The 24,396-nt window shown below is 64.9% G+C and carries 17 protein-coding genes; 2 read left to right on the forward strand and 15 right to left on the reverse strand.

Going from position 1 to position 24,396, the window contains the following annotated elements; all coding sequences use genetic code 11:
* Window positions 1-8: 8 nt before the first annotated feature.
* A complete protein-coding gene (locus AC07WS_RS12315) occupies window positions 9-2,108 on the forward strand; it encodes a TonB-dependent receptor plug domain-containing protein (RefSeq protein ID WP_494729349.1) in 2,100 nt (699 codons plus the stop codon).
* 6 nt (window positions 2,109-2,114) lie between these two features.
* On the opposite strand, the gene AC07WS_RS12320 is transcribed toward AC07WS_RS12315, so the two are convergent.
* From AC07WS_RS12320 to AC07WS_RS12340, 5 genes are all read right to left on the reverse strand, one after another.
* Window positions 2,115-3,002 carry a ribose-phosphate pyrophosphokinase gene (locus tag AC07WS_RS12320; protein ID WP_494729350.1) on the reverse strand — a complete coding sequence of 296 codons (888 nt, stop codon included), beginning with the start codon at window positions 3,000-3,002 and terminating at the stop codon, window positions 2,115-2,117.
* A complete protein-coding gene (locus tag AC07WS_RS12325) occupies window positions 3,002-4,537 on the reverse strand; it encodes a thymidine phosphorylase family protein (protein ID WP_494729518.1) in 1,536 nt (511 codons plus the stop codon). The genes AC07WS_RS12320 and AC07WS_RS12325 overlap by 1 nt, the downstream gene beginning before the upstream one ends.
* Window positions 4,538-4,542: 5 nt before the next feature.
* Complete coding sequence (locus AC07WS_RS12330; RefSeq protein WP_494729351.1) at window positions 4,543-5,904, reverse strand: MBL fold metallo-hydrolase RNA specificity domain-containing protein; 1,362 nt, start codon at window positions 5,902-5,904, stop codon at window positions 4,543-4,545.
* 49 nt (window positions 5,905-5,953) lie between these two features.
* Window positions 5,954-6,337, reverse strand: a complete 384-nt coding sequence (locus tag AC07WS_RS12335; RefSeq protein WP_494729352.1) for a translational machinery protein — start codon at window positions 6,335-6,337, stop codon at window positions 5,954-5,956.
* 135 nt (window positions 6,338-6,472) lie between these two features.
* The gene (locus tag AC07WS_RS12340; RefSeq protein WP_494729353.1) at window positions 6,473-7,633 is read right to left on the reverse strand and encodes an FAD-dependent oxidoreductase; all 1,161 of its coding nucleotides are present in this window, start codon (window positions 7,631-7,633) and stop codon (window positions 6,473-6,475) included.
* A 94-nt stretch (window positions 7,634-7,727) separates the two neighbouring features.
* Between AC07WS_RS12340 and AC07WS_RS12345 the strand changes: the two genes are divergently transcribed.
* Complete coding sequence (locus AC07WS_RS12345) at window positions 7,728-8,513, forward strand: AraC family transcriptional regulator (RefSeq protein WP_494729354.1); 786 nt, start codon at window positions 7,728-7,730, stop codon at window positions 8,511-8,513.
* Here AC07WS_RS12345 and AC07WS_RS12350 read toward each other — a convergent pair.
* The 10 genes from AC07WS_RS12350 to AC07WS_RS12395 form a co-directional block, all read right to left on the reverse strand.
* A complete protein-coding gene (locus AC07WS_RS12350; RefSeq protein ID WP_494729355.1) occupies window positions 8,495-9,769 on the reverse strand; it encodes a PepSY-associated TM helix domain-containing protein in 1,275 nt (424 codons plus the stop codon). The two genes, AC07WS_RS12345 and AC07WS_RS12350, sit on opposite strands and share 19 nt — an antisense overlap.
* Entirely contained in the window at window positions 9,769-11,160 is a 1,392-nt protein-coding gene (locus tag AC07WS_RS12355; RefSeq protein ID WP_494729356.1) for an MATE family efflux transporter, read from the reverse strand. Before AC07WS_RS12355 ends, AC07WS_RS12350 begins: the two co-directional genes overlap by 1 nt.
* Complete coding sequence (locus tag AC07WS_RS12360; RefSeq protein ID WP_494729357.1) at window positions 11,157-12,488, reverse strand: lysine N(6)-hydroxylase/L-ornithine N(5)-oxygenase family protein; 1,332 nt, start codon at window positions 12,486-12,488, stop codon at window positions 11,157-11,159. Before AC07WS_RS12360 ends, AC07WS_RS12355 begins: the two co-directional genes overlap by 4 nt.
* A gap of 9 nt (window positions 12,489-12,497) precedes the next feature.
* Complete coding sequence (locus tag AC07WS_RS12365) at window positions 12,498-13,541, reverse strand: GNAT family N-acetyltransferase (RefSeq protein ID WP_494729358.1); 1,044 nt, start codon at window positions 13,539-13,541, stop codon at window positions 12,498-12,500.
* A 46-nt stretch (window positions 13,542-13,587) separates the two neighbouring features.
* Window positions 13,588-15,711 carry a TonB-dependent siderophore receptor gene (locus tag AC07WS_RS12370; protein WP_494729359.1) on the reverse strand — a complete coding sequence of 708 codons (2,124 nt, stop codon included), beginning with the start codon at window positions 15,709-15,711 and terminating at the stop codon, window positions 13,588-13,590.
* 17 nt (window positions 15,712-15,728) lie between these two features.
* Window positions 15,729-19,571 carry an amino acid adenylation domain-containing protein gene (locus AC07WS_RS12375; protein WP_494729360.1) on the reverse strand — a complete coding sequence of 1,281 codons (3,843 nt, stop codon included), beginning with the start codon at window positions 19,569-19,571 and terminating at the stop codon, window positions 15,729-15,731.
* Window positions 19,564-19,776 carry an MbtH family NRPS accessory protein gene (locus AC07WS_RS12380; protein ID WP_494729361.1) on the reverse strand — a complete coding sequence of 71 codons (213 nt, stop codon included), beginning with the start codon at window positions 19,774-19,776 and terminating at the stop codon, window positions 19,564-19,566. The genes AC07WS_RS12375 and AC07WS_RS12380 overlap by 8 nt, the downstream gene beginning before the upstream one ends.
* Window positions 19,777-20,000: 224 nt before the next feature.
* Window positions 20,001-22,163 carry a methyl-accepting chemotaxis protein gene (locus AC07WS_RS12385; RefSeq protein WP_494729362.1) on the reverse strand — a complete coding sequence of 721 codons (2,163 nt, stop codon included), beginning with the start codon at window positions 22,161-22,163 and terminating at the stop codon, window positions 20,001-20,003.
* A gap of 355 nt (window positions 22,164-22,518) precedes the next feature.
* Window positions 22,519-23,331: a ferritin-like domain-containing protein gene (locus tag AC07WS_RS12390; RefSeq protein ID WP_494729363.1), complete on the reverse strand. Its 813-nt coding sequence runs from the start codon at window positions 23,329-23,331 to the stop codon at window positions 22,519-22,521.
* Window positions 23,332-23,380: 49 nt separating this feature from the next.
* The gene (locus AC07WS_RS12395; RefSeq protein ID WP_494729364.1) at window positions 23,381-24,307 is read right to left on the reverse strand and encodes a S66 peptidase family protein; all 927 of its coding nucleotides are present in this window, start codon (window positions 24,305-24,307) and stop codon (window positions 23,381-23,383) included.
* Between the last annotated feature and the right edge of the window lie 89 nt (window positions 24,308-24,396).

Below are 24,396 nucleotides of genomic sequence, written 5' to 3' on the forward strand. Positions count from 1 at the left end.
AGTAGCTTATGCAAGCAATTAACTTCCCACGTGTTTTGATGTTCTCCACCATGTCGCTGGCGCTGCACGCCGCCTGGGCCGCGGAGCCCGCCGTCCAGACCATCGATGCCGACCACAGGGTGATCGTCTCCGCCATCGGCGAGGGTCTGCACCCGCGCCCGAACGGCGCCAGCGACACCGCGCTGCTGCTGAGCGCCATACCGGGCTACAGCGCGGCGCAGGCAGGCGGCGTCTCCGCGCTGCCCTACCTCAACGGCCTGGGCGACGACCGCCTCAAGATCCGCATCGACGGCATGGAAATCACCTCGGCCTGCGCCAACCACATGAACGCGCCCCTGTCGTACATCGCGCCCTCGCAGATCGGCCGCATCGACGTGCTGGCCGGCGTGACGCCGGTCAGCGCCGGCGGCGACAGCATTGGCGGCACCATCACCGTCAAGTCCGCACCGCCCGTGTTCGCCGACCAGGCCGATGGCCTGCACACCAGCGGCAAGCTCACGCTCAGCGGCCGCAGCAACGGCGACGCCGTGAACAGCGGCGTCGCCGCCAACATCGCCAACGACAAGATGAGCCTGGGCTACAACGCCAGCTACGCGCGCAGCCACAGCTACGAGGACGGCAACGGCCAGCGCGTGCTCGACAGCCTGTACGAAAGCATCAACCAGTCGGCTATGCTGGCTTTCCGCGGCCAGCAACAGCAGCTGACGCTGCGCGCCGGCATACAGCACATCCCGTATCAGGGCTTCCCCAACCAGTACATGGACATGACCGACAACGACGGCAAGTTCGCCAACCTCGGCTATGTCAGCAAATTCGCCTGGGGCGATCTGGACGCCAGCGCCTACTGGCAAAGGACGCAACACGAGATGGGCTTCTTCTCGCCCGAACGAGCCGGCAACATGCCGATGGTCACGCAAGGCCGCAACGCCGGCTACGCGCTCAAGCTGACGCTGCCGACCGGCGAGGCGACCCGCCTACGCCTGGGCCACGAGTACCACACCTTCCGCCTGGACGACTTCTGGCCGGCCGTGCCGCGTTCGATGATGATGGGGCCAAACACCTACGTGAACATCAACGACGGCCAGCGCGACCGCGTCGCCCTCTACGCCGAAGCCGAGACCGAACACAACGCCCAATGGACCACGCTGCTCGGCGCCCGCTGGGAACAGGTGCGGATGGATGCCGGCGACGTCCAGCCCTATTCCAACAACATGATGAACGCGGCGGACGCCGCAGCGGCAGCCGCTTTCAACGCCCGCGAACATCGCCGGCGCGACGGCAACCTGGACCTGACGGCGCTGGCCCGCTTCGACGGCAATGCCGCCACCACATACGAGCTGGCGGCCGCCCGCAAGACCCGCTCCCCCAACCTGTACGAACGCTACACCTGGGGACGCGGCACAATGGCGATGACGATGACCAACTGGTTCGGCGACGGCAACGGTTATGTCGGCAGTATCGACCTGAAGCCCGAGACGGCCTACACCCTGGCCTTCACCGCGCATTGGCACGGCGGCAGCGGCGCGACGGCCTGGTTCGTCGAGCTCAATCCCTATTTCAACCGGGTGCAGGATTACATCGACGTCGACGTGCTGGGCCAGTTCAAGCCGTACAACAAGAGCACGCGCGCTGCCTTGCTGCGCTTCGCCAACCACGACGCAAAACTGTATGGCGCCAATCTGTCATGGAGCATGCCGGTGGCCGGCACACTCAAATTCACCGGCACCGCGGCCTACACGCGCGGCAAGCGCACAGACGGCGGCGACTTGTACCACATGATGCCTGCCAACACCACGCTGACGCTGGAACACAGCAGCGGTGCGTGGACCAATCAGGCGGAGGCCAAGCTGGTGGCCCGCAAGAAGACGGTCGATGACCGGCGCCTGGAGCCTGTCACCGCAGGCTATGCGCTGCTCAACGCCCGCACCAGCTATCAGTTCCGCAAGAACGTGCAGCTGACGGCGGGCGTGAGCAATCTGCTGAACAAGGCCTACGCCGATCCTCTCGGCGGCGTCTACCTGTCGGGATTGCGGGCCAACGGCGGCGCGCTGCAAGCGCTGCCCGGCTACGGCCGGTCGCTCGATCTTGGCCTGACAGTCGCCTTTTAAGCCGCGCTAAGCCAACATGCGCGCGACGGCTTCCGCCAGCGTCGCGCTCATGCCGATATCGTTGCTGACATGGCAAACCGTATCGCAGGTGACGATGGCACCCGCGCCGGCGGCCTTAAGTTCGGCATAGGCCTCGCCCGCGAACAGCGCGTGTACGCCGATGCAGACCGGTGGCGGGCAGCCCGCCGCCTTCAACTGCTGCACAGCGGCGATCATGGTATGCGCCGTCGAGACGATATCGTCCACCAACACCGGCGTCCTGTCGGCCAGCACGGCGGCGGGCGGCAGCGACACGGCGACCTCGCGATCGCCGGTGCGCACCTTGCGCAGCACCGTGTATGGGCAACCCACGCCGGCAGCGACCTGCGCCACCCACTGCTCGCTCTCCTCATCGGGACCGACGAGCACGGGCCGCGCCACATTGGCCGCGATCCAGCGGGCGATGTCCGGCGCTGCCGGCACCACCTCGGTGCGCATCGTATAGATTTCGGACAGGCTGTGAAACCGGTGCAGATGCGGATCGACCGTCACCATCCAATCGCAGCAGCCCGACAACAGCCGCGCGAAATGCCTCGCCGTCACGCCCTGTCCCGGCGCGAACGTGGCGTCCTGCCGCATATACGGGAGATACGGCGCCACCAGGCCCACGCTGAGCGCTCCGAGCTCGCGCGCCACGCAGGCGCTCAGATATAAGGCCATGATCTTGTGGTCCGGCCTGTCCAGCGCACCGACCAGTATCAGGTCGCGCCCCTCGACGGCGGGCGTCATCTGCGGACAGGTTTCGCCATCGGGGAACTGATGCAGCAACAGTTCGCCCGCCTCGCAGCCCAGGTGTCCACGCAGATGGCTGGCGAATTGTTCGGCGCCGGGCAGCGCCATCAACATCGCATTCATTACGCCTCCTGAATCGAAAAGATATCGTCCTCCGCCTCGGCGTAGGCCAACGCATAAGCCAGCTCACCGGGCGATTCCGCATGCAGCGTCAGCAAGGGCTGGCCCGCGCTGAGCAAGGTGCCCAGCGGCGCGTGCAGCTCCAGCCCCGCCGCCGGAGACTTCGGCGCACCGGCCAGCTTGGCCAGACGCGCCAGACGGCGGTTGTCGATGGCGACCAGCCGGCCCTGATGCAAGGCCGTGAGTACATGTGTGTACGCGGCGCGCGGCGGCGTGCGCATGCCGCCCTGCGCCTCGCAGATCGCTTGCAGCTTGGCCCACGCCGCACCGCTGTCGAGCACACCGCACGCCAGCGCCAGGCCTTCGCCGGGCGCCGCCTTGCCGCCCAGTTCCAGCACCCGCCCTGCCAGAAGCAAGGCGCGCTGACGCAGGTCGGCCGGAGCGTTCGCCTGGTTCTGCAGGACCGCCAGCACATCCCATGCCTCCAGCGCGGGACCGATGCCACGGCCGACCGGCTGGCTGCCGTCGCTCAGCATCACGCTGACGCTGATGCCCAGCGCCTTGCCGACCGCGTCCAACCGGTGCGCCAGCGAATGCGCGGCCTGCTGCGAACGCACCTTGGCGGTACGTCCGACCGGCACGTCGATCACCACATGGGTGGAGCCGGCCGCGACTTTTTTCGACAGCACCGACGCCACCATCAAGCCGTCGCTATCGAGCCCCAGCGGGCGCTCGACGCGGATCAGCACATCGTCGGCAGGGCTGAGCGAAACCGCCCCGCCCCAGGCGATGCAGCCGCCTTCGCGCTCCACCACGCGCCGCATGGTCGGCAGATCCAGCGCCACCGGGGCCAGCGTCTCCATGGTATCGGCGGTGCCGGCCGGCGACGTGATCGCCCGCGACGAGGTCTTGGGTATGGTCAGGCCGCACGCGGCCACGATGGGCACCACCAGCAAGGTGGTGCGATTGCCCGGCAGGCCGCCGACGCAATGCTTGTCCACCACCATCTCGCTGCTCCAGTGCAGCCGCTGGCCCACCGCCACCATGGCGCGGGTCAGCGCGATGGTTTCGGCCACGTCCATGCGGTCGCCGGAACAGGAAGTGATCAGGGACGCCAGTTCGATCTCCGAGTAGCGGCCATCCACCACATCGCGCACGATGGCGTTGGCGGCGTCGCTGCCGATCGGCCGGCCGTATATCTTGGCCCGCACCGCCGACATCGACGCCACCGGCTGCGCATGCGCCACGCGCAAAGGCTCGCCATCGTTGCCGCCCAGCGCCCGCCAGGCCACTTCCGACAAACCGAGTTCACAGGTCTCGATCCAGTCGCCGTGCACCACGTTGAGCGTGGCCACGATGTGCTGCTCGCCGCGCCAGATCTCAATGCGCGAGCGCGATTCGAAGCCTTCCGATTTGCAGACCGGGCAATCGCTGCGCAGGTAGGCGATCGGCTCCTGGTAGGTGTCGACATACAAACGGCGCAAGCTCAGGCCAGCCACCGGGCCTGCGCAGAGCGGCCCGGCGTCCGGTGTCGCCATGCGGTTCATGCCAGCTCCTGCTGTTCCAGGTAGTCGGGCACGCAGCAGTTCCAGTGCAGCTGTTCTTCGATGCGGTGGCGCAGCGCATCGGCCGCAGCCGGTTCGCCGTGCGTGATGAAGGTGCGCTTGGGCGCCTGCTCGAAGTGGCCAAGCCAGCTGAGGATTTCCCCGGCGTCGGCGTGCGCGGACAGATTGTCGATCTGCGCCACGCTGGCCCGCAGCGGCACATACTCGCCGTAGATCTTGATCTCGGGCGCTCCGTCCAGCATAGCCGCGCCCCGCGTGCCGCCGGCCTGGAAGCCCGCAAACAAAATCGTGTTGCGCGGATCGCCGGCGAAGGCCTTCAGGTGATGCAGCACGCGGCCGCCGGTCGCCATGCCACTGGCGGCGATGATCACCATCGGCAAGCGGCGCAGATTGAGCTCGATCGATTCCTCGACGCTGTTGACGATGTGCGCGGCGTGGCACATCGCCTCGCACTGCTTGTGGTCCAGGCGGTGCAGATGACGGTGCTTCTGGTACAGGGCGGTGGCATCGGTGGCCATCGGGCTGTTCAGGTACACCGGCAGCGCCGACGGCAGCTCGCCCCGTTGTTTGAGCTGATGGATGGCGTACAGGATGGACTGCGCGCGGCCCACCGCAAACGCCGGAATGACCGTCACGCCGCCGCGCGCGGCGGTCTCGCGGATGGTCTGGCCCAGCAGGATGGCAGGATCGGCCGGATTATGCAGGCGGTCGCCGTAGGTCGATTCCAGCACCAGGTAATCGGTGCGGGCCACGTGGCTGGGTTCGACCATGATGGCGTCGTGCAGACGGCCCAGGTCGCCGGAGAAGGTCACGTTGCGGTTGCCGTCGCTGATGGTGACGATGGCCGCGCCCAAAATATGGCCGCCCAGCGCAAGCTGGCCGCGCAGCTTGCCGCAGATATCGAACGGCTTACCGAACGGGACCGGCGAGAACAATTTCAGCGCGCGCTCCGCATCGTCCTCGGTGTACAAAGGCAGCGCTGGCGTGTGCTTGGAGTAGCTGTGGCGGTTCGCGTGGTTCGCCTCCTCTTCCAGCAGACGTCCGCTGTCGGGCAGCAGGATCTTGCACAGGTCATACGTGGCCTCGCTGCACAGGATCTTGCCGCGGAAGCCGTTCTTGACCAGCAACGGCAGATAGCCGCTGTGATCGAGGTGGGCGTGGGTCAGCACCACGGCCTGGATTTCAGAAGGGGCCACAGGCAGATCGGCCCAGTTGCGCAAGCGCAGTTGCTTGTAGCCCTGGAACAGGCCACAGTCGAGCAGCATGCGCGAACCGCCCGACGTGAGGAGATATTTGGAGCCGGTGACAGTGCCGGTCGCTCCAAGGAATTGTATTTTCATAGTGTTCACCTGGGTTGGATGCTCAGGGCGCCGCAGCGCCCTGCCGTCCTCAACGCAGCATATCGGCCTTCAGAAAATACTTGCGTGCATACTTCAGCAGCTGACCGTCGCTCGGATGGTCGGAGCTCTCGACGGCCATCACGCACTTGGCCACGTCGGGATGATGCGTGATCAGGTGCTTCATCAGCTCCAGCTTTTCTTGGGCCGGGCCGACGATCAGCACTTCCGTGGCGCCGCTCAAAGCGCGCGCGACGTCGTCGAAATACGGCTTGCTTTCCGCAGCCCGGCCCGCGCCGACAACGCCCGCCTTGCTGTGCAGATGCGGATGCGTCGACACCGTCTTGATGACCTCGTGATCGGCCGCTTCGGCATTGAAATGAATAACGTGCGCTTGCACGTGGTCGATCCACGCTACGACATGATTGAATGACATTTGATGCTCCGGTAGAGTGAATGTGACAGCAAACACCGATGCCCCTGGCATCCGGCGTTGCTGAACGAAAAGTCGTTAAGCGACGTGATTCAGTCTATTGATGTGAAGCAGCAAAATCCTTGATTCAGATCAAAATCAACAGATGTCGCCTCCGTACAGCTGAGCGCCGCCGCGTTCCGATGCTTGCAAAGCGGCGCTGGCGTGCTCCCGCATCTCGTTCTCGTAGGCGGCGACGGCCTGGTCCAACGTGGTCGAGCCTGCGGCTGCCGCAGCCAGCCCCGTGGCCAGCAAAGCCGCGTCCTGGAAAGCCGTATTGCAACCCAGGCCGCTCGCCGGACTCATGGTATGCACCGCATCGCCCAGTACCGTCACCCTGCCCTGAGGCCAGGCTTGCGGCGGCGGCGACTGCCGCACCGGCAGCATGGTCAGCATGCCCGGCGGCGTTGCGGCAAAGATGGCACGCAAGCCCGGCGCCCAACCCGCGCTGACCTCGGCGATGCAGCGCCGCGCATCGGCCTCGCGCGACTGCATGCCGTCGACTAAGCCCAGGCGCCGACGGCGCCCGATGAGCGCCCAGTACAGGTAGTCCTCCACCGGGCTGAGGACGCCGTCGGCGCTTGGGGAAAACCGCATGGCGTCGATGACCATGGCCAGCTGCGTATCGAAGACCACCGAGGTTCCCGCACGCAGCGCCGGCGCGACCGACTGGCCGGCACCAACGGCTTTGCCGTAGATGCAGACGACGCCGGCGTCCAGCCCCCGCATGGCGGGAAAGCACTGCGCCGCAACGCGGGAGTTGCTGCCGTCCGCGCCGACCAGCAGATCGGCCCGATACTCCGTGCCGTCGGCGAAGGCAAACGACACGGTGCGGTCGCCGCGGCGCTCCACGCCGCACAATTCCTTGTTGAAATGCACGTGGCCGGCAATGCCGCGCATCAGCACCTCGCGCAAGCTATGGCGGTTCGCCTTGAGGTCCGCCGGCCCCGGTTCGGCCGAACGCCAGGCATCGTTCCACTTCGCCACGCCGTTCAGCTGCACATCCAGCGCTTGAGGCGGGTTGAGCTCGGCCGCACAGCTGGCCTCAAACAGGGCGAACAGCTGTGGCGGCAGACAGCGCCGCAACGCCGCCTGCCCATCGCCGTTGATACGGATACGATAGCCTTGCGAGCGACTGTCCAGCGCCGCATCGCGCTCGAACACGGCGAACGCGATGCCGTGCTGTTTCAGCGCCTGCGCCAGGCACAAGCCGCCAAGACCCGCGCCGATGATGGCGACTTGAAATGTGTTCTCTTGCATGAAAGTTCCTTTCCGGTTGCGAAGAGCCACAGTATTGGACAATTCCCGCACGCAGTGATAACGTTGTCTAGTCTAAAAATAATGAATTTGAGCCATGGCGGAAAATCACAGCGAACGGCTCGATGGCCCGGACCTGATCGTGTTGTGGGGCGACGCCGGCCAGCAGCGCGAATTCCAGCTGGGGACGCGGGAATACGACTGGCACCGGCACCAGCGCGGCCAGGTTTTTTGCGTGGAGAGCGGCTTGGTGCACGTGCGGACGGCTTCCGGCTCGTGGCTGCTGCCGCCGCAGCGGGCGGGCTGGCTGCCGCCAGGCGAGCTGCACAAGGTCAGCATCACCGGCGCGATGAGTGGATGGACCGTGCTGCTCACGCCCGACGCCAGTAGGCAGTTGCCGCCCCATCCTACCGTCATCGGCGTGACAGAAATCATGCGCGCATTGGTGCGGCAGGCGGCCACCTGGGCGGAACAGCCCGCGCTGAAGCCGCAGCAAGAGCGCATCCTGTCGGTGCTCCTGGACGAATTGCTGCAGCAGCCGCAGGCCGCGCTGCACCTGCCGATGCCGCAGGATCGCCGCCTGCTGCGCATCACGTCCGCGCTTGCCGCCGCGCCCGCAGAGGACCGCAGCCTGGCCGAGTGGGCGGCATGGGCCGGGCTATCCTCGCGCAGCATGAGCCGCCTGTTCCGCAGCGAGACCGGATGCAGCTTCGGACAGTGGCGCCAGCAATTCCTGCTGTCGGTCGCGCTGGAGCGGCTGGCGCAAGGCGAGGCGGTGAACGCGGTGTCCGACGCGCTCGGCTACGCGACAACAAGCAACTTCATCGCCATGTTCAAGCGCCACTTCGGCGCGTCTCCCGGCCGCTACTTCCGCAGTGGATAGCGCTGGTCGAGGCGACCTGGGAGCCTCGCGGCCGACGTGACGCGCGCACTGCGCTTGCGCCACCAAACCAGCACGCCGGTCACGGACAGCGTGGCTACGACCAGCCCCATCAACGAGATCAGCACGCGCCCAGGTATGCCGAGGATGCGGCCCGAATGCAGCGGGAACTGGGCCTGCACGAAGATGTCGGCCGCCGTGCCTTTCCACGGCTGACGGTCGCCCAGCAGCGCTCCGCTGCGGCTGTCGTAGTAAAGCTGGCGATGGCCCACGCCGCCGGCGCCCTGCTCGTCCTGCGGCTGGAAGAAGGCCACGGAGTAGATGCCGTACTCGCGCGAGTACGACAGACTACCCACCGGCTCGCGCCAGCCGCGCCGCGCCGCTTCCGGTTCCGCCTTCGCCAGCACATCGGCATAGGCCAGCACGGGCGTCAGCGGCTTGTCCGGCGCGGCCGGCGTGCGCACATCGAATGGCGACGGCGTCACGTCCGACACCAGCGACATCACCGGGAAAAACACCTCCCGGTACAGGTTCAGCGAAAACGCCGTGAACGCGATGGTGATGAGCAGCAGCCAAGTCCACAAACTGAACGCGCGATGCAGATCGAAATTGAGCTTGGTGCTGCCGGCGCCAAAACGGATCAGCCACGCCGGCCGCCAGCGCTGCCACCAGCTCCTGGATTGCGGCCCCACCGCCACCACCGCGCGCCGCCGGGCTGGCAGCGTGAGATAGAAGCCGACAAAGCTGTCCACCGTCCAGATCATCGCGATGCCGCCCATCAGCCACAAGCCCCATTGATCGATGCCCCACATCTGCGGAATATGCAGCGTGTAGTGCAGCTGATACAGGAACGATACGAAGGTCTCGCGCGTGATCGGCCACGCGGCGCCCCACTTGCGCACGCCCAGCTCCGCACCGGTGACGGGGTCGACAAACACCTGGTTGTACGGCGCCGGATACAGGCCGCCGGTGGCCGGATTCACGCGAGGCTCCACGTAGAAGGCCAGCGAGTGGCCTGGTTCCGCAGCCATCGGCACCGACAGCACCTCCATCTGCGGATGACGCGCCTCCAACGCGCGCGCCAGCTGCAGCGCGGGCTGCGTGGGACCGGTGCCGGCGGCATCGGTCAGGTGCGGATTAAGCAGTTCATCCAGCTCGTGGTCCCAGGAGATCACGGCGCCGGTGATGCCGCTGATGAAGAGGAAACCGGCGATTGTCAGCCCGGCCCAGCGATGCAGCAATGTGGCGATTCGACGCATTAGTTCGTAGCCTGTATAGGTTCAATCAAGGGAGGGTTATCCTGCCTGGTCATGCGGCGCAAGGCCCCCATTTCGCCCAGCAGCATGGTCGCGCCCAGCGCGGCGCTCAAGCTAGCCGAAATCGCCAGGCTGGCGATCAGCCCATCCAGTCCCCATACCGGCGGCAGCAGGAACAACAACGGTATCAACAGGTAGCCGTGCGGCGCCAGTACCAGCCAGGCGGCCTTGCGGCTACGCCCGGCCGCCTGCAACGCCACCACCGCGACCATATGGAAGCCGAACAGGCAAAAGCCCAAGTGGAATGCACGGCAAGCCGTCACCGCCAACTGCTGCACGGCCGGATCGTCGGTGAACCAGCTGACGATCCACGGCGCGAACGCAATCACCAGCGCCGAATATGCGATGGCGAATCCGCTGCAGATGGCGAGCATCAAGCGCGTCGCTTGCAGGAAGCGGAGGTGTTGTCCGCCGCCCCAGCTAAACCCGAGCAAGGCTTGCGCGCCAAGGCAGAAGCCCACCAGCGGCAGGCTGCCGCCGGTCAAGATGCGCAAACCGATGGCGACCGCCGCGACGGCAGTGTCGCCGTAAGTGGCGGCGTTCCGGTAGATCAGCGCAAACGCCACCGCCGCCAACCCGGTCGACAGGGCGGCCGGCACACCTACCGACACGACCTGCCACAAGCCCTGCCAATCGACCTTCACATGGCACAGCGAGACATGTACCTTGCCGACTCGTTTGTAGAAGTAGACGGCGTACGCCAGCAACGCAGCGGCAGCGGAAATCAGCGTCGCCCACGCAGCGCCGGCTACGCCCATCCCGAAGTGGAAGATCAGGACGGGATCGAGAATCACGTTCAGCGCGAAGGAGCCGATCAAGGTCCACATGCTGAAGCGCGTATTGCCCTCCGAGATGGCGATGAAGTCGCACAGCATCTGCAGCAGTATCAACGGCGCGCTGTAGCAGAAAATGGTGGCATAGACGGTCGATGCCGGCATCGCGTCGGCCGTGGTGCCCATCGCGGCCAGCAGCGCGGGCAGCAGCGGGATCAGCACCGCCGCCAGCACGCATCCGGCAGTGGCCAACAACACCATCACCGTGCTGGCGGTGCTGTTGGCCTGCCGTTCGTCGCCCGCGCCCAGCATGCGCGCCACGCAGCTGGCCACGCCCACGCCCGCACCTTCGCCGATCGCGCCGAACACGATCAGCAAGGGGAAGCAGATGCTGATCGCGGCGATGGCGTGTACGCCCAGCTGGCTGACGAAGAAGGCGTTCGCCAGCTGGTGCATCGCGTTCGCCGACAACCCGATCACAGCCGGCAGCGCCAACGTGAACAACAGGCGCTTGAGGTGTGGGGACTCCATGTCCGGCAAGGCGGCGCTGACGAAGCTCATTCAACCGCCTCCGCCGCGACGTCGCTGACGTGGACAGGCCGCTGCGGCTTGGACGTCAACTTGTTCACCAGCGACAGCGCGATTTCGTGCGAGCGTATCGCCAGCACCGACAGCAGCGTATCCGCCAGGCCGTGCGTGGTCTCGGACGAACCTTGCACGAAGACCGGCACCTGCACATGTGCCGGCATGGCTAGCTGATAATGGCGGCCGATGTTGAAGCCGTCCAGTTCATGCTCAAGTTCGGCCAGCAACGAACGGCTGGTATCGCGCAGATAGCCTGTGGCGCTGATCACGCGCCGGTAGCGCTGCTGGAGCGGCTGCGCGGCGCCGGCTTGCACAAGGCTCAGGTTCACGCCACGTTCGTCGCATTGCACCTGCTCGATGGCGCAGGAACTGAGCACCCTCACCCGCTCCCTTCCCTCGACGCGCTGGGCGTACAGCATCGCGCTGATGCGTTCAATCAGATCGCCGTCCACCACCGCGTAGTTCGTGTGACGGAATTCCGCCAGCAGCGACTGGCGTACTTTCTGTGGCTGGCCGAAGAAGAAGTCGGTGTAGTCCGGATCGAAAATGTGGTTGATCGACGGGCCATCCTCAGACGGCTTGAGCGTCGAGCCGCGCAGGATCAGGTCCACCTTGGCGTTAGGATAGCGCGCCACCAGGTCGAGGAAAATCTCCGCCGCGCTCTGGCCTCCGCCTAGCACCGCCAGCGCATACTCGCCATCGGTGTCGAACGGCATGCGTTCAATCTCGCTCAGATAGCGCGACGAGTGAATGATGCGCTCATCGTTCCGCTCCGCCAGGCATGTCGGCACAAACGGCCTGCCGCCGGGCGCGAGCACCAGGCTGCGGGTACGGCGCTGGCGTTCGCGGCCCGCCGCATCGGCGGAGTGCACGTTCAGCGCAACTACGTCGCGGCCTTTGTATTCGGGCACCACGCGGGTAACACTTTCGCCATAGCGGCAATGGGCGTCGAAGTGGCCTGCGGTCCAGCGCAGGTAGTCGTTGAATTCGATCCGGCTCGGGAAGAAGGTCTTCTGGTTGATGAACGCTTCGAGTCGGTTATGCTGGCGCAGGTAGTTCACGAACGAATAGGGGCTGGTCGGATCGCGCAACGACACCAGGTCCTTGAGGAAGGATATCTGCATGTCAGTGCCGGGCAAGAGCATGTCGCCGTGCCAGGTGAACTGCGCCTGCCGCTCGATGAAGCAATGCGACAGCTCCCGGCCGCGCTCCAGCAGGATCTCGTCGAGCGCAATCGCCAGCGCCAGATTGGACGGGCCGAAGCCCACGCCAACGATATCGTAAGTATTGGGTTCAGTGTACATATCCGCTCCTCAGGCTTTTGGGCTTGGATGCCACAGACGGTTGCCGAAGAATTTCTCGCGCATCAGCATCACCAGCGTGGCGCGCTTGTGCGGGAAGTCGAAGTCCTTGATGGCGGCAAAGCCCGAGCGTTCCAGATTGCGCACCTGCCGCTGGTGGCTGGCCGCGGGCTCGCCGACGATGCGCTGGGTACGCGGCTCGTCCAGGAACATGTAGTGCATCAGCGACGGCAGCCAGGCGCTGATGAACTGTCCGCCAGAGTACGCGGCCTCGCCCACCAGAACATGCCAGCCGCGGTCATAGTCATCGGCGGCGTAGTAAGGCCCGAGACGGTTCTCCTGCGCCCAATACACTTCCATGTAACCGAACGGCACGCGGTCGAACTCCGCGATCAGCGGCAGCATGTGCGGATCGGCCAGGCGGCCTTCCAGATAGGCGCGCTGGTAATCGAGGTCGCCCTCCTCCTGGAAGAACTGCGCCACGCGCGGATCGTTCATCCACTTGTGCATGGTGTGCAGGTCCTGCTCGACGCTGGCGGCGCGGAATGCGATGCTCTGGCCCAGCCACGGTATGAAGCGCTCGTACACATAGCCCTGCGGCTTTGCGGGACGTTGCGGGTGCCAGCGCTCGCCGGTGCGCACATGATCTTGCGGATAGATGGCAGGCGCCTGCGGCAACCAGAGTTGCGGCAGCTGCCAAAACATCGCCGGCGAAACGGTCAGCGACGGCCCGGCTTCGCGGCCGACGCCGGCGCGCAGCAGTTCGGCCTTGATCTCTGGCCATTCACCTGCATGCAGGCGCACCGCGCTCAAGTCGGCGCGGCTGGCGCTGAGCGATTCCAGCGCCGCCAGCAAGGCCAGTTGCAGCAGTGCCGGTGGTTGCGGCGCGCCCGGCTTGCGGGCCAACCAGCATTCATTGCCCGCATCGATGTTCAATTCCAGCACCGGCTGCCCGTTGCGGGTGACGCCCAACGCGGCGCCGTTGTGTACTACCTCCAGCGCGTGGCCGGACAGGATCGCGCTGCGAAATGGCGCGGCTTTTACAGTGTCGTTCATGCTTTTTCCTTCGTATTTACCGTTAGGAGGAATGGCTGGCACCGTGTTACCACACGTAGCGGGCTGTGAGTTGGGCCTGGCGGCGGGCCGCATAATTGCAGGTGCCGTCGGTCGAGCAGTTGCCCAGGTAGATCTTGTCGGTCAGGTTGCTGACGTTGAGTGCAAAGTCCCACTGGCCGTGGCGGTAGCCGAGCATCGCGTCGGCCAGCGTTACGCCAGGGTTTTCAAAAGTATTGGCATCGTCGCCGAAGGTCTTGCCGATTCGGCGCACGCCTGCGCCCGCGCGCCAGCCTTCGCCGATGGTGCGTTCGGCCCACGCGGCCACGTTCACGCGCGGCACCAGCGAGGGACGCTTGCCTTCGTTGCCGTCGTTGTTGCGGGTGATCTTGGCATCGAGTCCAGTCAAAGATCCGTTGACCTTCCAGTTCCGGTCCAGCTTTGCTTCGGCTTCCAGCTCCAGGCCGCGCACGCGCACCTCGCCGCGCTGGATCTGGGCGCCGACACCTACATGGTCCGGGTCTGCCGTCAACACATTGCTCTTGCGCAGATCGAACAGCGCGGCCGTCAGCAATGCCTGACGTTCCAGCGGCGCCCACTTGACGCCAAACTCCACCTGCTTGCCTTTCTCCGGCTCGAAGTTGCGGCCGTCGAAGGTCTGCCCCATCACGGGACGGAACGAGGTCGCGTAGCTCAGGTAAGGCGATACGCCGTAGGGTGCCAGCCAGGTGAAGCCCAGGCGTCCAGTGGTCGCGTTGTCCTTTTGGCTGTTTTGTGCGGCGTTGAAGTAGTCATCGTTATCGATGCGGCTGCGGTCATGGCGCAGTCCCGCTGTCAGCACATACTGGCCGCCGAATTTCGTCTGGTTCTGCGCGTAGATGCCGGTCTGGCTCAGGGTGCTACGCTTGTCCTCATACATGGCCGCCTTGCCGACTGGCTGGCCATAGACCGGCGCGATCACATCCAACGTCGGCGCTTCACCCAAGTAGTTCTGGCCTTCCTGCACGGCGCGGCTGTAGTCGATGCCCGTCACGAAGGTGTTCTCGATGCCGCCGAAACGGCTGTTCCACTCCACGTTCTGGTCCACCGCAAACACGCGGGCCTTCTGCTGTGACGAGAAATTGGCGCGGTCGATGGTGCGTTCATCGTCGTGCAAGCCGGTCATGTACAGGCTGTGATAGTCGACTTTTTCGGTTGCATAGCGCAGGTTCTGGCGCACCTTCCACGCCGGAGAGAAGCGCTTCTCGAACACATAGCCGATGCTGCGCTGCTCCGTCTTGAAGTGATCCAGCCCCGGCTCACCGACAAATCTGTTGACCGGAATCTGTCCGAACAATCCAGGCTTCTGGGTGCCCGTCGCCGGCAGGTAGAAATTCGGCGGCACGTTATCGTTTTGCAGATAGGCGAGCAGCGTCAGAGACGTATCCGCGTCGGGGCGCCAGGTCAGCGATGGTGCGAAGTACTGCCGATTGTCCTTGGTATGGTCGACGGCGCCCTTGGCTTCCCGCGCCATCACGGTCGCGCGATACAGCCACACGCCCTGCTCGTCCAGCGGCCCGCCGATATCGGCGGCGACCTGCTTGCGGTCGAAGCTGCCGTAGCTGACTTCCACCTCACGCAATCGGGAAGCGGTGGGACGCTTGCTGACTGCGTTGACCATGCCGCCCACCTCGGCCTGTCCATACAGCACGGAGCTCGGGCCGCGCAGCACTTCGATGCTTTCGAGTCCATACGGTTCCATCGTAAAGCCGGTGAAACCACGCGTCGGCAAATTCAGACCGTCGCGAAATACGCCGTTCGATCCCACCTCGAAGCCACGGATCATGTACTGATCGAAGCGCGGGTCCACGCCGAAGCTCTCCGTCTGCATGCCGGCGGTGTAGCGCAAAGCCTGCGGAATGCCGGGAGCCTTTTGCGCATCCAGCCGCTCACGGTTCAATACCGAAATCGATTGCGGAACTTCGACCATGGGCGTGTCGCCCTTGCTGCCTACGCCGCTGTTTTTTGCGATGCGTTCAGCTTCGCCTTGCACGACCACGGTGGACATGGTTGTCTCGGCCGGCGCGGCGTCGCTCGCGGCTGCGCCCATGTGATAGCCGCCCATCAGCAGCATGGCGCCGGTGACGGCGCGAGCCAATGGTTTCAGGCCCTGCTTGTTCAACTGGTGTCGCATCAGGTGTAGCCTTTTTCTCAATGTGTGAATGATTCGTTGACGCTTTGCGCAAAGCTCAGGTGGAACTGCGGGTCGGCGATGATGCTGAGGTGCGTGCTGCCGGGGATGGCGTGGACGCGCTCGACCCGCCTCGATTGCTTGCGCCAGTCGATCACATTCATCCCGCGCAGCAGCGAGTCTTCTGCGATCCAGGCGTGGATGCGGCAATCGAGCGGCTCCAGCGCGTAGTCGCGGAAGACCAGCGCGTTTTCCATCAGCGTCCAGAAGATGTGCTCACGGCTGCCGATTTCCGGGCCGTCCAGCGGCAGCGTGTCCGGGCTATTGTTCACGTAGTGCAGGAACTGGGTGTAGACCGTGGCGTCCATGCGGCCCAGCAGTTGCAGCCACCGTTCGCGCATGGTGCTGGCTGCAAGCCAGGTGTCGATATCGCATTTCAGGCGTTGGCGCAGCCCCGGCTCCAGCGGCTTCTCGCCGCCGACCGCGAACTCCGCATCGAGCGCGCAGACATCCAGCATGCCGACAAAGCGCACGTCGACGCTGTCGCCCAGCAGGCGCGCCGCTTCGTAGGCCAGGATGCCGCCCCATGACCACCCCAGCAAGATCACGGGCTGCCCGGCGCTTTGGCCGCGGATATGATCGGCGTAGCGCGCGGCCAGCGCAGCCACCGGCAGCGGCTCGCCATCCCCGCCGGACAGCGAGTGACAGATAAAGCCGGTGGCCGGTTGGTCCGGGCCGAGATGCTTCACCAGCGCCGTGTACTCCAGTGTGCTGACCAGCAGGCCGGGAAAGCAGTACAGCATAGGCTTGCTGCCGCCCCGCTGGAGGCAAACCACCTCGCTGCCGGCCAGTTCGCGGTTGCCGAGCGCACGGGCCAGACTGCCGATGTCCGGGTAATTGAACAGGTCAACGATGCCCAGGCCGTGGTCCGGCAGCAGATTGTCCAGCATCGTCAGCACGCGCAGCGCGCTGAGTGAGTCGCCGCCCAGGTCAAAGAAGTTGTCGGTGGCGCCGATCTGCTGCAGCTGCAGTACCTCCTGCCAGATCGCCACCAGCTGGCGTTCGATGTCCGAGGACGGCGCCACCACCGCGCGCCGCTCCTGCGTCGGTAGCGGTAAAGCCTTGCGGTCTATCTTGCCGTTTGGGGTCAGCGGCAGGCTGTCGAGCATGACGATGGCGGCGGGCACCATGTAGTCCGGCAGTTGCGCCGCCAATTGGTGGCGCAACGTGGCGCCGTCGATTTTCGCCTCCGCGTCGGCCACCGCGTAGCCAGTCAGCTTGGCACCTTGCGGCGTCTGGTGCAGCACGACCACCGCTTCGCGCACTGAAGCAAGCTTACCCAACGCCGCTTCAATCTCGCCCAGTTCGATGCGGAAGCCGCGCACCTTGACCTGCTGATCGAGGCGGCCCAGGTATTCGATAATGCCATCGGCGCGCCAGCGCACTTGGTCGCCCGTGCGGTACATGCGGCCACCGTCCGCCGCGAACGGATCTGGTATGAAGCGGTCGGCCGTGGCGGCGGCCTGGCCGTGGTAGCCGCGAGCCAGGCACGCGCCGCCGATATGCAGTTCTCCCGCCACACCGGGTGGCACGGGATTGAGGTCCGCATCGAGCACATACGCCCTGCGCGGGCCGACCGCGCGGCCTATCGGCGCATACGCCTCGTCGAAGCTTGCGCCGGCCGTAGTCTTCCACGCCAGTGGCGAGATAACCGTTTCGGTCGGACCATAGCCGTTGATCAGGCATTCCGGCGACAATGCGCGATTAAGCCGTTCGAAAGTGGCGCGCGGCATGCCCTCGCCGCCGAACGACAACAAGCGCAGGGACGCTGCATCTTCGCGCCCTTCCGCCCATTCGGCCAGTTGCTGCACATAGCTGGTCGGGAAGCCGGCGTTGTTGACGCGGTGCTCGCGCATCGCGGCATGGGTTTCGGCGGCGCTCCAAAGCGCGGCGCCGCGCAATACCACACAGCCGCCGGCGATCAGCGGCACGATCCAGCGTTCATGGGCGCCGTCGAAACTGATCGACAGGAAGTGCAGTTCCCGCGATTCGGAGTTCATCTCGTACAGTTCCGCTGTGGCCTGGCAATGCAGCGACAACGGCCCATGCGCCACCGCCACGCCTTTCGGCCGCCCGGTGGAGCCGGAGGTGTAGATGATGTAGGCCATCTGCATCGCCGAGACATGAAGGTCCGGCGCGCTGGCGGGCCATTGCGACAGATCGAGCGCATCGACAGCAATGGCAGGCGCCGGCAGCTGCTCCTGAAGAGAGCGTTGCGTCAGCAGGCAAAAGACATCGGCATCGTCAAGGATGTATTCGATGCGCTCCTGCGGATAGCTTGGATCGATGGGAACCAAAGCGCCGCCGGACTTGAACACGGCAAGCAAGGTGACGATCATATCGACGCCGCGCTCCAAGGCCACGCCGACGCGGGTTTCCGCTCCAACGCCTATCGAGATCAGGTAGTGCGCCAGACGATTGGCTGCGGCGTGCATGGCCGCATGGCTCAGCGAGTCGCTGCCGCATACCAGCGCCTCGACCTGTCCGTTCCGGGCCAGCTGCTGTTCCATCAGCTGATGGACAGGCACCGGTGCATAAATGGCTGCGGGCCAGGGAGCGCTCAACCGGGCCAGCGTTAGCGGGTCAACCAGCTGCAGCCGGTCAATCCGGGCCTGTGGTGCGGCCAGTGCTTGCCTCAGCAGCGACAGCAACCGTTCCATCAAAGCCTCTGCGGTCGACGCATCGAACAACGCAGCGGCGTACGACAGCGACAGCGCGAGATGTCCGCCGGCGCGCTCGCTCACGCGCAGCAGCAGGTCCAGGCACAGGGCCTGGTCCTCGTCCAACTGTATCGAGACCTCCCCGATCTGATCGAGCTGTCGGCGCCACGCGTATCCAACCTGGAACGGCAGCTCGTGTTTTTGGAAGCCGTCGGCGTTGAGCTGCTCCAAAACTTTATCGAACGGCAGCGCGGCGTGCGTCAGGTTGGCCGCGTCTTCCGCACGCACCGCGTCGAGCAAATTACCGAAGCTCATGCCGCCGTCGAGCGCAAGGCAGGAGACCAGTATGTTTTCAAACGGACCAACAACGCCGTCCCTCGCGGCCGCGCGGCCATCGTCAAAGGTCGCCATGCGAATTTCTGCCTGCATGGTATGGCGATACAACAGGATGGCAAACGCCGCGCGCAGAACCTGCGCCGCTTGCACGCCGTGCGCGCCGCAATAGGCCTCCAGCGCGGCAGAAAGGGAAGCATCGAGTTCGGCGCCGACTTGTGCGTCGGCATAGGTGCGTGCCGCAGTGCGCGGACGATCCGGGGGCAACGCCAGCGACGCCGATCCGCCGGCCAACTTCGACATCCAGTAATCGTAATCCGAAGCCAGTGCAATGCCGCGCAAGCGCTCCCGCGGCTCCACCGGCGGCAGTACTTCGCCCGCGATGCTGCGCACCAGTTCATCGATCAGTATTTCGATCGAACCCACATCGGCCACGATGCGGTGGACGGCCAGCGTCAGCGTCGAACCATCCAGCCATGCCTTCACGCCGGCCTGTTTTTCCAGGTCGAAGTCCTGGCGCTTGGACCAGAGGGCGTAACTGTCTCCGCATTCCAGCTGCAGCGGCGGCGCGCTTGCCGGCCGCTGCTCGATATCGCCCCAGGCAAGGCGGCGAAAGGTGGTCCGAAGAATCGCATGGCGCGCTTGCAGGGCGCTCAGGCCATGTGCGATCAGCGCGCGGTCGACGGCTTTGGGCCACCGCAGCTCGACGCTGATGTGCAGGCGCTGCGTGGTCTGGCTCAACTGGCTCAGGAACCACAAGCTGCGCTGGGCTGGCGATACCAGATCGATGACGGGCAGCTTGTCACCCATGCCGCGGCTCCTTGCCGGACAGCGCCAACCGCAGGTTGTACTCCCGCTGATCCAACCAGACAGAATCGATATGCCTCAAACACTGCTCGCGCGTATCGCGGCATCCCGCCGCCATCCAGCCGTTCGGCACAGCCCATTGCGCCGGCCAGACCGAATATTGCCCCTCCGCGTTGACCACCACCTCGTAAAGACGTTCTTGCCGCATGCCCGCTCCCGATCCACTGGACGCCGGCATTCCTCCGGTGTCAAGCAGACAAAATTAACAATAAACCAATCGCTGCAAATGATAATGACTATCATTTCGATTTGCAAGGGTATTTTGGAAAGGCACTGCTGGGCGAAGGGACATGCGGACTCAGGCGGCCCGAAAATGGCTGCGCCGCATTGCGCCCGGCAAAGGGCGTCAATGCGGCACGGAGGATGGCGGTTCTAGAACTTGGTGAAGCGGCTTTCGTCGACCTCGCGTACGGCGCTGTTCATCGGGTTATAGCCCTGTGCGCCGCCATGCCGGCGGCTCTCGCGCGGCGCGGCCGGCCTGCCTTTCGCGGGCGGGGCTGTCCGGCCGGCGTTTTCCAGCTTAAAGAAGGCCATCGCCGTTTGCAGCTGCTCAGCCTGGCCGCTCATTTCCTCGGCCGTGGCAGCCAGCTCTTCCGAACTGGAGGCGTTCTGCTGCGTGGTCTGGCTCAGTTGGCCCACCGCGCTGTTGATCTGTCCCACGCCGGCCGATTGTTCTTCCGATGCGGCGGTGATCTCCTGCACCAGATCCGAGGTCTTGCGGATGTTCGGTACCATCTGGTCGAGCAGGCGGCCGGCCTTTTCCGCCAGGTCGACGCTGCTGGTGGCGACGTGCTCGATCTCCTGCGCGGCCAACTGGCTGCGCTCGGCCAGCTTGCGCACTTCCGCCGCGACCACCGCGAAGCCCTTGCCATGGTCGCCCGCGCGCGCCGCTTCGATGGCCGCGTTCAGCGCCAGCAGATTGGTCTGGTAGGCGATGTCGTCGATGATCTGGATTTTCTTGGCGATCTGCTGCATCGCCGCCACCGTGGCGCGCACGGCGTCGCCGCCTTCGACCGCTTCCTTGGCGGCCTGGCTGGCCATGCCGTCGGTGATCTTGGCGTTCTCGGTGTTGGCCGAGATCGACGCCGTCATCTGCTCGATCGAGGCGCTGGTTTCTTCGGTGCCTGCGGCCTGTTCGCTGGCGGCCTGCGACAGCGTCTGCGCCGTCGCGCTGATTTGCTCGGAGGCGCTGGCCAGCGCCTCGGCGCTGCCGTTGACCTCGGTAACCACCTGGGCCAGCTTGTAGACGGTGTTGTTGCAGAACTCCTTGAGTTCGCCGAACGAGCCCGCGTAGTTCTTCTCGATGCTCACGCGCAGGTCGCCCTCGGACATGGCGCCCATCACCCGCACCACGTCGTCGATGCTGGCGCCGGTGGTGACGACGAGGTTGTTCAAGCCCTCGCCCATTTCCTTCTGATAGCCCTGCAGCCCGGCCAGGTCGATGCGGTTGTTGAAATCGCCCTGGTTGGCGGCCTCGACCACGCGGCGCTGCCCTTCTATCACCTGCTTGAGCTTGGCGATCATGTGGTTCGCATAATCTTTCAGCTCGCCGAACGCGCCCTCGTAGGGCTTCTCGATGTTCTTCGACAGGTCGCCCTCGGACATGGCGCCCATCACCCGCACCACGTCGTCGATGCTGGCGCCGGTGGTTTGCATCAGCGTGTTCAGGCCGTCGGCCATCTCCTTCTGGAAGCCTTGCAGTTCCGTGGTGCTGATGCGCATGGCGAAATTGCCGCGATTCGCGGCCTCGACCATGCCGCGCTGGCTGTCGATCATCTCGCGCAGTTTCGCGATCATGTGTTTCATTGCGGCCAGCAATTGGCCTGTTTCGTCGGTCGCTCTAACCTCGATGCTCAAGTTCAGGTCGCCGCGCGCCAGCGTCTCGGCCACCACCACCGCCTGGCTGATCGGCCGCGTGATGCTCAACGTGATGTAGATGCCGGCCGCGATGGTCAGCACCACGATCACCGCCAGCGTCTCGATCACCTTGACCTGCGCGGCTGCGCTGACCTCGCTCATCACCTGATCGGCGTGCTTGAGGGTGGCCTCGGTCTTCTCGCGCAGGCTGGCAAGGGCAGCGTTGATCGGCTTGTCGGCGCCGGCCACGGCTTTGTCGAGTTCGTTCGGATTGTCGGTCTTGGCGCGCATGGCGACCAATATCGCCATGTCCTTGCGGTAGGCGGTGGCGCCGTCGCGCAATTGGCTCAGCAGCTTGTCCTCGTCCGGCGTGACGAAGCCGGTAGCCTTGTAATCGCTCATGGTGCGGTCGACATCGGCCATGTCGGCTTCGAATTTCTTGTCGTAGTCGCCGCCGCGCAGGATGTAGTTCTTGAAGTGGTGGATGCCGGCGCCGAGGGCGTTGGAGCCGTTGTTGATCGCACTGCGCTTGGCCAGCGCGTCTTCCTTGATGGTCTTCCATTGCTCGTTCATGGCCGAAGTCTCATGAACAGCGATCCAGCCCAGCGCTACGGCGAGCAGAGTCAAAAGAAAGAACGCCAGCCCCAACCGAACACCAATTTTCAAATTGGATAACATTTCTGCCTCCCGATTGATGGTGATGAACTATTTTAATTTGCGGCGCATCAATAGTTCTGAAGCTGATACTACCTCCAATCGACTTGCGTTTGATACCTTTCCAAACGGATCTATGGAAAGTGTTGCGTCAAGCTTCATCCGGCTTTTTCTCTGTCGGTAGAGTGTGCGGCACTTTTAGCAAGTCCAGTTGCGCAACAAAATCGACCGCATCCCGCACCGTTAGCACTTGTCCATCGTATTGTGCAGGAGGGACTTGCTTCGCTACGGCTAACAGGTTCTCGGCTGAAAACACCGAGCATCGGCGGGCGCACCTTGTACCAATAAGCAAATACATAGTCGGAAAATCTTGTAAAAGTTAAATTATTTCACCCTGCAAGGCACGCAGCTCGGCTTCCGTAAAGCCCGCTAGCTGGCGCGCCTGGATGTTGAACGGGCCGCGCGGCGTCGGCGCCTTGTAGCGCATCGCCAGCTCGGCATACGTGACGCGCGGCTCCAGGCCGCGTTGCTGGCACAGGTAGTTGTACCAGCGGTTGCCGATCTCCACGTGGCCGATCTCGTCGCGCAGGATGATGTCGAGGATGGCCGCCGCATCGCGGTCGCCCGCCTGGGCCAGCTTGGCGCGCAGCGGCGGGATCGCGTCCAGCCCGCGCGCTTCGAGCGTGCGCGGCACCAGCGCCATGCGGGCCAGCACGTCCTCGGTGGTCTTGCCGACCATTTCCCACAGGCTGTCGTGCGCCGGGAAGTCGCCGTATTGATAGCGCAGCGTGCGCAGGTGCGCGGCCAGCATCGCGAAATGGGTGGCTTCCTCGGCGGCCACGCGCAGCCAGTCGATGTAGTACTCCAGCGGCAAATCGGCGAAGCGCCACAGCGCATCGAGCGCCAGGTTGACGGCGTTGAATTCGATGTGCGCCAGCGCGTGGATCAGCATGGCCCTGCCCTCCACCGTGGCCATCGAGCGCCGTCCCACCGTCAGCGGCGGCACCAGGTCGGGCTTGGCCGGGCGGCCTGGAATGGCGCCGGCCGGCACGATGACGCTGGCCGGCTCCAGCCCGCAGGCGCCCGCGCGCGAAGCCGCCGCCATCGCCGCGACCGCCTCCACCTTGGCGCCGGGATCGTTCTCCAGCAGGCAATGCAGCGCGTAGGCGCGTAACTCGGTTGGGCTCGACATGGTGTTCCTTGAAGCTTTGAAAAGGACGCAGTGTAACAAATGCGGCGGCCTAGCTGACCGCCGGCTCCAGTAAAGTCAAGGTTTGCTGCTCCGTGTCCAGCCGCGCGCGCAGGCCGACAGGCATGGTGACCTGGTGGCGGATGTGGCCGAAGGAATAGCCGGCCACGGCGGGCCGGGTCAGCGGCAGCAGGTGCTGGTCGACCGTATCGTCCAGCGACAGCGCGCTCTCGCCGTCCAAGCCTTCGCAGTTTTCAAAGATGCCCAGCACCACGGCGGCCGCGTTGCGGTAGCCCTGGCTCAGTTGAAGCTGCGTCATCATGCGGTCGATGCGGTAGGGTTCTTCGTTGACTTCTTCCAGGTAGAGTATGGCGTCCTTGAAATCGGCCGCGTACGGCGTACCCGCCAGCGCGCTGACCAGCGACAGGTTGCCGCCGATGAGCCGTCCGGTGGCCACGCCGCCATGCACGGTGCGCGGCGGTGGATTGTCGGCCGACATGGCAATCGTGTAGCTGTCCTGCGGCGACATCAGCACATTGCGCATCTGCTCCACGGAGTAGTCCGAAAAAGTGGAAGTGGCCACCGGCCCGTGAAACGTCACCAGCCCGGTCTGCTTGAGCACGGCCAGGTGCAGGCAGGTGATGTCGGAATATCCGATCAGCACCTTGGGATGCGCGCGGATCAGCCGGTAGTCGATGTGCTCCAGCAGCGAGATGCAGCCGGAGCCGCCACGCACCGCCCACACCGCCTTGATCTCGGGATCGAGGAACATGGCGTGTAAATCCGCCAGCCGCTGTTCGACCGTGCCGGCGTAATTGCCGTAGACGTAGTGGATGTTGTCGCCCAAGCGCACACGCAAACCCAGCGATTCGATATTGCTGACGGCCTGGGCCAGCGCCGCATCGTTGGTGTGGCCGCCCGGCGCGATCAGGCCCACCAGATCGCCCGGCTGCAAGCGCGCTGGTTTGATCAGTCGCATCGCTCTCCTCCTGACAGGCGCGGCGGACGCCGGCAAGGCGCCCGTCCCCAGCGCGGCGGCGGCCAGCAACTGCCCGAACCGCCGCCGTC

This window comes from Duganella sp. GW821-FHT01E12 (genome assembly GCF_059422325.1).

What these genes read in the sequence shown, in the direction of transcription:
- AC07WS_RS12315 (WP_494729349.1), top strand. Translation starts at nt 9, where the DNA reads ATGCAAGCAATTAACTTCCCACGTGTTTTGATGTTCTCCACCATGTCG.
- AC07WS_RS12320 (WP_494729350.1), bottom strand. Translation starts at nt 3,002, where the DNA reads ATGAATGCGATGTTGATGGCGCTGCCCGGCGCCGAACAATTCGCCAGC.
- AC07WS_RS12325 (WP_494729518.1), bottom strand. Translation starts at nt 4,537, where the DNA reads ATGGCGACACCGGACGCCGGGCCGCTCTGCGCAGGCCCGGTGGCTGGC.
- AC07WS_RS12330 (WP_494729351.1), bottom strand. Translation starts at nt 5,904, where the DNA reads ATGAAAATACAATTCCTTGGAGCGACCGGCACTGTCACCGGCTCCAAA.
- AC07WS_RS12335 (WP_494729352.1), bottom strand. Translation starts at nt 6,337, where the DNA reads ATGTCATTCAATCATGTCGTAGCGTGGATCGACCACGTGCAAGCGCAC.
- AC07WS_RS12340 (WP_494729353.1), bottom strand. Translation starts at nt 7,633, where the DNA reads ATGCAAGAGAACACATTTCAAGTCGCCATCATCGGCGCGGGTCTTGGC.
- AC07WS_RS12345 (WP_494729354.1), top strand. Translation starts at nt 7,728, where the DNA reads ATGGCGGAAAATCACAGCGAACGGCTCGATGGCCCGGACCTGATCGTG.
- AC07WS_RS12350 (WP_494729355.1), bottom strand. Translation starts at nt 9,769, where the DNA reads ATGCGTCGAATCGCCACATTGCTGCATCGCTGGGCCGGGCTGACAATC.
- AC07WS_RS12355 (WP_494729356.1), bottom strand. Translation starts at nt 11,160, where the DNA reads ATGAGCTTCGTCAGCGCCGCCTTGCCGGACATGGAGTCCCCACACCTC.
- AC07WS_RS12360 (WP_494729357.1), bottom strand. Translation starts at nt 12,488, where the DNA reads ATGTACACTGAACCCAATACTTACGATATCGTTGGCGTGGGCTTCGGC.
- AC07WS_RS12365 (WP_494729358.1), bottom strand. Translation starts at nt 13,541, where the DNA reads ATGAACGACACTGTAAAAGCCGCGCCATTTCGCAGCGCGATCCTGTCC.
- AC07WS_RS12370 (WP_494729359.1), bottom strand. Translation starts at nt 15,711, where the DNA reads ATGCGACACCAGTTGAACAAGCAGGGCCTGAAACCATTGGCTCGCGCC.
- AC07WS_RS12375 (WP_494729360.1), bottom strand. Translation starts at nt 19,571, where the DNA reads ATGGGTGACAAGCTGCCCGTCATCGATCTGGTATCGCCAGCCCAGCGC.
- AC07WS_RS12380 (WP_494729361.1), bottom strand. Translation starts at nt 19,776, where the DNA reads ATGCGGCAAGAACGTCTTTACGAGGTGGTGGTCAACGCGGAGGGGCAA.
- AC07WS_RS12385 (WP_494729362.1), bottom strand. Translation starts at nt 22,163, where the DNA reads ATGTTATCCAATTTGAAAATTGGTGTTCGGTTGGGGCTGGCGTTCTTT.
- AC07WS_RS12390 (WP_494729363.1), bottom strand. Translation starts at nt 23,331, where the DNA reads ATGTCGAGCCCAACCGAGTTACGCGCCTACGCGCTGCATTGCCTGCTG.
- AC07WS_RS12395 (WP_494729364.1), bottom strand. Translation starts at nt 24,307, where the DNA reads ATGCGACTGATCAAACCAGCGCGCTTGCAGCCGGGCGATCTGGTGGGC.